The sequence below is a fragment of the Streptomyces sp. NPDC056486 genome (genome assembly GCF_042795295.1).
GTDB lineage: Bacteria > Actinomycetota > Actinomycetes > Streptomycetales > Streptomycetaceae > Streptomyces.
In genome coordinates this window covers 20,930-27,886 of sequence record NZ_JBHTSF010000118.1, presented here as the reverse complement: position 1 = coordinate 27,886, position 6,957 = coordinate 20,930, and the positions used below count along the sequence as shown (strand labels likewise).

7 protein-coding genes are annotated in these 6,957 nt (G+C 69.6%); 3 read left to right on the top strand and 4 right to left on the bottom strand.

Annotated features, from left to right (window positions below):
• The first annotated feature begins 72 nt into the window (after positions 1 to 72).
• Complete coding sequence (locus tag ACFQ7F_RS33505) at positions 73 to 768, top strand: alpha/beta fold hydrolase (protein ID WP_383278805.1); 696 nt, start codon at positions 73 to 75, stop codon at positions 766 to 768.
• 112 nt (positions 769 to 880) lie between these two features.
• Here the strand turns inward: ACFQ7F_RS33505 and msrB are convergent, their stop codons facing one another.
• The 4 genes from msrB to ACFQ7F_RS33485 form a co-directional block, all read right to left on the bottom strand.
• Positions 881 to 1,288: a peptide-methionine (R)-S-oxide reductase MsrB gene (gene msrB / locus ACFQ7F_RS33500; protein ID WP_383278802.1), complete on the bottom strand. Its 408-nt coding sequence runs from the start codon at positions 1,286 to 1,288 to the stop codon at positions 881 to 883.
• Between the two features lie 29 nt (positions 1,289 to 1,317).
• Positions 1,318 to 2,712: a UDP-N-acetylmuramate--L-alanine ligase gene (gene murC, locus ACFQ7F_RS33495; protein WP_383278799.1), complete on the bottom strand. Its 1,395-nt coding sequence runs from the start codon at positions 2,710 to 2,712 to the stop codon at positions 1,318 to 1,320.
• A 143-nt stretch (positions 2,713 to 2,855) separates the two neighbouring features.
• Complete coding sequence (locus ACFQ7F_RS33490) at positions 2,856 to 3,329, bottom strand: indole-3-glycerol phosphate synthase (RefSeq protein WP_383278797.1); 474 nt, start codon at positions 3,327 to 3,329, stop codon at positions 2,856 to 2,858.
• Positions 3,330 to 3,474: 145 nt separating this feature from the next.
• Positions 3,475 to 4,290 carry a pyrimidine reductase family protein gene (locus tag ACFQ7F_RS33485; protein WP_383278794.1) on the bottom strand — a complete coding sequence of 272 codons (816 nt, stop codon included), beginning with the start codon at positions 4,288 to 4,290 and terminating at the stop codon, positions 3,475 to 3,477.
• A 37-nt stretch (positions 4,291 to 4,327) separates the two neighbouring features.
• Between ACFQ7F_RS33485 and zapE the strand changes: the two genes are divergently transcribed.
• Together zapE and ACFQ7F_RS33475 are read left to right on the top strand one after the other, a co-directional pair.
• Positions 4,328 to 5,419, top strand: a complete 1,092-nt coding sequence (zapE, locus tag ACFQ7F_RS33480) for a cell division protein ZapE (RefSeq protein ID WP_383278791.1) — start codon at positions 4,328 to 4,330, stop codon at positions 5,417 to 5,419.
• A gap of 94 nt (positions 5,420 to 5,513) precedes the next feature.
• Entirely contained in the window at positions 5,514 to 6,878 is a 1,365-nt protein-coding gene (locus ACFQ7F_RS33475) for an alkaline phosphatase PhoX (protein ID WP_383278788.1), read from the top strand.
• The last annotated feature ends 79 nt before the right edge of the window (positions 6,879 to 6,957 follow it).

Here is a 6,957-nt window from a genome sequence, read left to right as displayed (position 1 = left end):
CAGCCGCAAGCCTCCACAGCAGAACTGAATTCAATTATGGTTCGGTTGGTATCCCTGACGAGGAGGTCAATCGTGGCGTTCGTTCTCATCCATGGGGCAAGCTTCGGCGCGAACTGTTGGGACGAGCTGATCCCCCATCTCAGTGCGGAAGCGTTGGCGGTCGACCTTCCGGGGCGCGGGACCAGGGCCGAAGTCGACCTGGGCACGGCCACTCTCGCGGACTGCGCCGATGCGGTCCGCGAGGACGTCGAAGCGAAGGATCTGCGCGACGTGGTACTGGTCGGTCACTCCTTCGCGGGCGTCACGGTCCCGCGTGTCCTTGACCTCATACCTGACCGGATCCGCCACGTCGTCCTCGTGTCGGCCGTGGTGCCTGCGGACAGGTCTCGGGTGCTTGACCAGATCGATCCCGGAGTGCGGGGTCTGGTGGAGCAGTCCATCGCCGACGGCGTCTACCACCAGACCCGCGAGGGCGCCGCCGCGATGCTGTGCAACGACATGGACGAGGCGACCACCGCGTCCACCCTGAACCGGCTGGCCGACGACTCGGCCGCCCTGCTGAGCGAGGCCGTGGACCTGAGCGGCTACAGACGCGAGATCCCCCGGACGTACGTGCACCTCACGCGCGACCAGTGCTACGTCGAGGAACTCCAGCAGCGATCCATAGCGCTGCTTCGGCCCGACGTCATCGATCTCGACACCGGCCACATGGCCATGATCAGTGCGCCCGAAAAGCTTGCCGCCGTCCTCAACGCCATCCACGGCTGATCGCCGACGCGGCCTGCGGCTGGCCCTACGCGGGCTTGGTGAAACGTGGCGATGCCCGCACAGGAAGTCCTGTGCGGGCATCATCCGGTCCATTGTCAGCAGCTGATCACGGTCAGCCCTCTTCGGGCGCCAGCGTCAGCGAGATCGAGTTGATGCAGTACCGCTGGTCCGTCGGCGTCGCATAGCCCTCGCCCTCGAATACGTGCCCGAGGTGCGAGCCGCACCGTGCGCAGCGCACCTCCGTGCGCGCCATCCCGTGCGAGGTGTCCTGGAGCAGCTCGACCGCGTCCGTGTCCTTGGGGTCGAAGAAGCTCGGCCAGCCGCAGTGCGACTCGAACTTCTCCTGCGAGGTGAACAGCTCCGCGCCGCACGCGCGGCACGAGTAGACGCCCTTGGTCTTGGTGTCCGTGTACTCCCCCACGAACGCGGGCTCCGTGCCGGCCTGGCGAAGCACCGCGTACTCCGAGGGGCTCAGCTCCGCGCGCCACTGCTCGTCCGGCTTCTCGACGTCGTACGACATGAGAATGAACCCCTTAACTCTTCGACTTACTACTTCGACAGTTCGGCCAGGATCTGCGGGCCGAGGTCCGTGACGTCGCCCGCTCCCATGGTGAGAACGAGATCACCGGGCCTCGTCATTCCCGCGATGACCGCGGGAGCCTCGGCCTTGTCGTGCACGGCCCGTACGTCCGCGCCCGCCGCGACCGCCGCGTCGATGATCAAGGCGCTGGTGATGCCGGGGATCGGGTCCTCGCGGGCGGGGTAGATGTCCAGGACCACGGAGGCGTCCGCGAGGGCCAGGGACTGGCCCATCTCCTTGCCCAGCTCCTGCGTGCGGGAGAAGAGGTGGGGCTGGAAGAGGACCAGGAGGCGCGAGCCGCCCGCGGAGGAGCGCATCGCCTCCAGGTCGGCCGTCATCTCCGTGGGGTGGTGCGCGTACGAGTCGATGACCTGGACGCCTGCCGCCTCGCCCTTGAGCTGGAGGCGGCGCTTGACGCCGGTGTAGGAGCCGAGGGCGGAGGCGAGGTTGTGCGCCGGGATGCCGAGCGCGATGCCCGCGGCGAGGGCGGCCACCGCGTTGTGGGCGTAGTGGCGGCCGGGGACCGAGACCGTGAACGTCAGGAACTTGCCGTTCAGGATGACCGTGACCTCGCTGGTCAGGCCACGCGCGGTGATCTTGTGGATGCGGAGGTCGGAGCCCTCGGACTCGCCGTACGTCACGACCTTCAGCTCGCCGAGCTCGCGGACGCGCTTCGTCAGCTCGACCGCGCCCTCCTGGTCCGCCGCGATCACCAGCGTGCCGCCGGGGACGATCTTGCCCGCGAAGGTCTCGAAGGACTCGTAGATCTCGTCCATCGACGCATAGTTGGCGTGGTGGTCGAGCTCCACGTTCAGGACGATGGCGACCTCGGGCGCGTACTTGTGGAAGCTGCGGTCGCTCTCGTCCGCCTCGGCCACGAAGATGTCGCCCTCGCCGTGCAGCGCGTTCGAGCCCGGGGCGTCCAGGTCGCCGCCGATCGCGTACGAAGGGTCGAGGCCGAGGGTGGAGAGGGTGACCGCGAGCATCGACGTCGTCGTGGTCTTGCCGTGCGTGCCGGCCACCGCGATCGGACGCAGGCCCTCCATGAGGGAGGCCAGGGCGTCCGAGCGGTGGACGACCGGGATGCCGAGCTCGGTGGCGCGGGCCAGCTCGGGGTTGTCGGCGCGGATCGCGGACGAGACGACCACGCTGGTCGCGTCGGACGCGAGGTGCGCGGCGTCGTGGCCGATGTGGACCGTGGCGCCCAGCGTCCGCAGGGACTCGGCCGTGGCCGACTCCCTGGCGTCGCTGCCCGCCACCTTGGCGCCGCGCTGGGCCAGGATCTTGGCGATACCCGACATTCCGGCGCCGCCGATGCCGATGAAGTGCGGTCGGTCCATGGCGGTGGGCAGGCCGGGTGCCATACGTGTGTCTCCCCAGGGGTCCAAGATTTACGGCAGATGAGCAGGGCCAGACTACCTGCGCGACCGCCCCGTAAGGGGCGCGGGGAACTGCGCGACAAGCCCCCACCGGGCCCGCAGATTGATCACCGCACCCAGAGAAACGCTCAGTCCTCCGTGTGCGAGAACAGCTTCAACACCGGTACGCCCACCTTGTGCCGGGCACGAGACGCCCAGTCCCGGTGGAAGAACTCTTCCACGTAGTGCGGGTCGGTGAGGACGATGACCTCGTCCGCGTTCGCCTCGTCGACCAGCTGCTTGAGCGCGTCGAGAGGGTGGTTCTCGATCAGCTGCCCCAGCGCCTCGCAGCCCGCCGCGCGCAGCGCGGTCAGCGAGACCTCCAGTGCCTTCCGCGCGGGGGCCGCCGCCTCCTGCCCCTCGGGCACGTCCCCTTCCCTCGCCGCCTCGTCGATCTCGCCCAGAGCCACGTCGTCGATGGCCCGCAGCAGGCGGTCCGCTTGGTCGCCGCGGGGCTGGAGCAGCACCCGGAAGTCGACCGCCTCGTCGCCGTGCAAGGTGGTGACGAACTCCACGTCGGCGGAGGTCAGGGCCTTCTCGATCATCAATACGCTTGTGAACACGACAGGCGCCCTTCTCATCCGTGGGCCGCCGAGAGTCTGTCTCGACAGGCCTCTGCGGAAACCATCCTGCCCCGTGGCCGCACGGGGTCTGCGACTTTTAGTGTGCCCAGCGGAAGCGAAACGGAACGGCCGATTCCGCTGATTGTCAGGTTTGACGGTATCGGGTGAAGAGGAACCCGGCCTCCTCCAGCACTGAGACCAGTGCGAACCGTTCCGGCACCTGAACAGCGGACCCCCAGGCGATCCGCTGCGCGTCCCCCGCGGTGAGCATCGGGGACACCGTCAGACAGAGCTCGTTCAGGGCCCCCGCCGCCACGAACTGGCCGAGCAGCCGGGGCCCGCCCTCCGTGAGCAGCCTGGTCAGGCCCCGCTCGGCCAGGGCGGGTGCGACCCGCTCGGGCTCGACCACCGCCCCCTCCCCCGCGATCACCACCACGGCACCCGCCTTCTCGGCCGCGGCGATCCGGTCGGGGGGAGCCGCGGCACCGGTCACCACGAGCGTGGGCACCAGTGGCTCGGTGAAAAGCGGAAGGGTGAAATCCAGGTTGAGGCTCGCGCTGACGACGGCGATCGCGGGCGCCACCGTCTGCCCGGCCGCCTCCCTGCGCTCAGCGAATGCCTCACGCGCGCGTGCCGGCCGGTAACCCTCTTGGCGGACCGTTTCGGCACCGACGATCACGGCATCGGCGATACCGCGCAGGGTGCCGAAGATCCGCATGTCCGCGTCGTTGGAGATCGGCTGCGACCGGCCGTCGTGCTGGGCCGCGCCGTCGAGCGTGGACACCATGTTGGCGCGCAGCCAGGCGGTACCGCCCGAGGGAACGGTGCCGCCGGAGCGATCGGCGTCGCCCGACGGATAGGCGTACGCGTCGGCCAGCTCCCCCAGCCCCCATTCGCGTACTGCCGTTTCTCGTACTGCTGTTTCGTCTGTCTGGTCGGTCACAGGGAACAGGCGTCGCATGTCCAGCAGTCTTGCACGGCGCTTAGAGTTAGGAACCGTGTCGTCCTCCACCGCCGCCCCCAGGCAGAGCCCCATAGCCGAAGCGGGTCCCCAGTCGCTGTGCGCCCGCGAGCCCCATGTCCCCGCCGACCGTCTGGTCGCCGAGATGGTGCCGCCCCCGCGCTTCGACTCCGTCCGCTTCGATACGTACATCCCGGACCCGAATCAGCCGAGCCAGACCGAGGCCGTGCGGGTCCTGAGCGGCTTCGCCGCCGGGCTCGGCGGGGCGCACGCGTCCGGTGCGGGCAAGCGCCGCTGGTTCCAGAAGAAGACGGCCGCACCCACAGGACCCCGCGGTGTCTACCTCGACGGCGGCTATGGAGTGGGCAAGACCCACCTCCTCGCCTCCCTCTGGCACGCGACGCCCGCAGCGCCCGAGCAGAAGGCGTTCGGCACCTTCGTCGAGCTGACGAACCTGGTCGGGGCGCTCGGCTTCCAGCAGACCGTACGCACCCTCAGCGGGCACCGGCTGCTCTGCATCGACGAGTTCGAGCTCGACGACCCGGGCGACACGGTGCTCGTCTCGTCGCTGCTCGGGCGCCTCGTCGAGGAGGGCGTCGCGCTCGCCGCGACCTCGAACACGCTGCCGGGCAAGCTCGGCGAGGGCCGGTTCGCCTCCGCCGACTTCCTGCGCGAGATCCAGGGCCTGTCCACCCACTTCAAGTCGCTGCGCATCGACGGTGACGACTACCGCCACCGGGGTCTTCCGGAGGCTCCCGCTCCGTACTCGGAGGAGCAGGTCACCAAGGCCGCGTACGCGACCGCCGGGGCGAGCCTCGACGACTTCCCGCATCTGCTCGCCCACCTCGCGCGCGTCCACCCCAGCCGGTACGGAGCGCTCACCGGAGGGCTCGACGCCGTCTGCCTCACCAATGTGACGCCCGTCCCCGACCAGTCGACCGCGCTGCGCCTCGTCGTGCTCGCCGACCGTCTTTACGACCGGGAGGTCCCGGTGCTCGCATCGGGTGTCCCCTTCGACCAGCTGTTCAGCGAGGAGATGCTGAACGGCGGCTACCGGAAGAAGTACTTCCGGGCGATATCGCGTCTCACGGCGCTGGCGCGGGATGCGCAGGGCCTCGTACAGGCGTAGCGACTCACCGCTACGCGCGTGGTTCCCGCACGCCTAGGCGCGTGGTACACACATCCGGTCATGTTCCTGTCCGCCAGCAGGAGGTCGACCTTTTATGTCCACGACACGACGTCAGGTACTAGCCCGGACCGGTGCGGTGGGTGCGGGAATCGCCTTCACCGGCGCGCTCACGGAGCTCTTCGCCGGGAGCGCAGCCGCGCAGGGCAAGGCCGGGTACGGGCCGCTTGTGCCCGACCCCGCCGGGCTGCTCGATCTGCCGAAAGGTTTCCGCTACAAGGTCCTCTCGCGGGAGGGCAGCGATCTGCCGTCCGGAGAGGGCAAGGTGCCGAGCAACTTCGACGGCATGGCCACGTTCCGCGGCAAGGGCGGCGGAACCAACCTCGTACGCAACCACGAGAACCGCGTCACCGGCAGAGTCGCCGTGCCCACGGTCAAGGGCCTCACCTACGACCCGATGGGCAAGGGCGGCTGTACGGCGCTCTCGCTCGACCGGCACAACAACGTCCTGAGCGAGCGCGTCGCGATCGCCGGGACCGCGGTCAACTGCGCGGGCGGGCCGACCCCTTGGGGCACCTGGCTGACCTGTGAGGAGACCGAGGACAAGGCCGGCACGAACGGCTACACCAAGGACCACGGCTTCATCTTCGAGGTCGACCCCGTCGACCCGCACCGCACCGGAGCCGTGCCGCTCACCGCGATGGGCCGCTTCCAGCACGAGGCGATCGCCGTCGATCCACGGCGGGGCGTCGTCTACGAGACCGAGGACGCGTTCCTCAAGCCCTTCGGCCTCTTCTACCGCTTCCTGCCCAAGAAGCCCGAGGGCGGCCGCGGCTCGCTCCGCGCGGGCGGCAAGCTGCAGGCCATGCGGGTGCCGGGCGTGCCCGACCTGTCCGCGATCCAGGAGACGGGCGCCAGCTTCAAGGGCATCGAATGGGTCGACGTACCGGACCCGCTCGCCGCTCAAACGCCCATCAGGGACCAGGACTTCGGCCCCAAGGGCATCACCCACGCGCAGAAGCTGGAGGGTTGCTACTGGGGCGGGAAGTCCGTCTACTTCGTCTCGTCGTTCGCCCACAGCGCGGAGGGCTCCGCGGCCGACCACTTCGGCCAGATCTGGCGCTACGACCCGTCCGAGCGCCGTCTCACCCTCGTGATCGTCTTCGGCCCGAGCACCGACATCCAGCTGCCCGGCGAGTCCCCCGACAACATCTGCCTCGCACCCAGCGGCGGCCTGATGGTGGCCGAGGACGGTGGGGGCGCGCAGCACGTCTACGGCGTGACGCGGCGGGGCGAGGTCTACGCGATGGCTCGTGGCGCGCAGAACATCGGCACCCCCGAGGAGCCCGAGTGGGGTGAGTTCGCGGGCGTCTGCTTCTCGCCGGACCACGACACGATGTACGTCAACTGCTACACGCCCGGCACGACGTTCGCGGTGACGGGGCCCTGGCACAGGACCTGACCGCGGGCCGGGTGCGCCGCGGCCAGCCGCGCCCCCCCCCCCGCACCCGCACCGGCCCCAGGCCAACGGCCGCAAGGGG

Excerpts from the sequence above, each read along its gene's own strand:
- murC (WP_383278799.1), bottom strand. The coding sequence starts at position 2,712 with ATGGCACCCGGCCTGCCCACCGCCATGGACCGACCGCACTTCATCGGC.
- msrB (WP_383278802.1), bottom strand. The coding sequence starts at position 1,288 with ATGTCGTACGACGTCGAGAAGCCGGACGAGCAGTGGCGCGCGGAGCTG.
- ACFQ7F_RS33485 (WP_383278794.1), bottom strand. The coding sequence starts at position 4,290 with ATGCGACGCCTGTTCCCTGTGACCGACCAGACAGACGAAACAGCAGTA.
- ACFQ7F_RS33475 (WP_383278788.1), top strand. The coding sequence starts at position 5,514 with ATGTCCACGACACGACGTCAGGTACTAGCCCGGACCGGTGCGGTGGGT.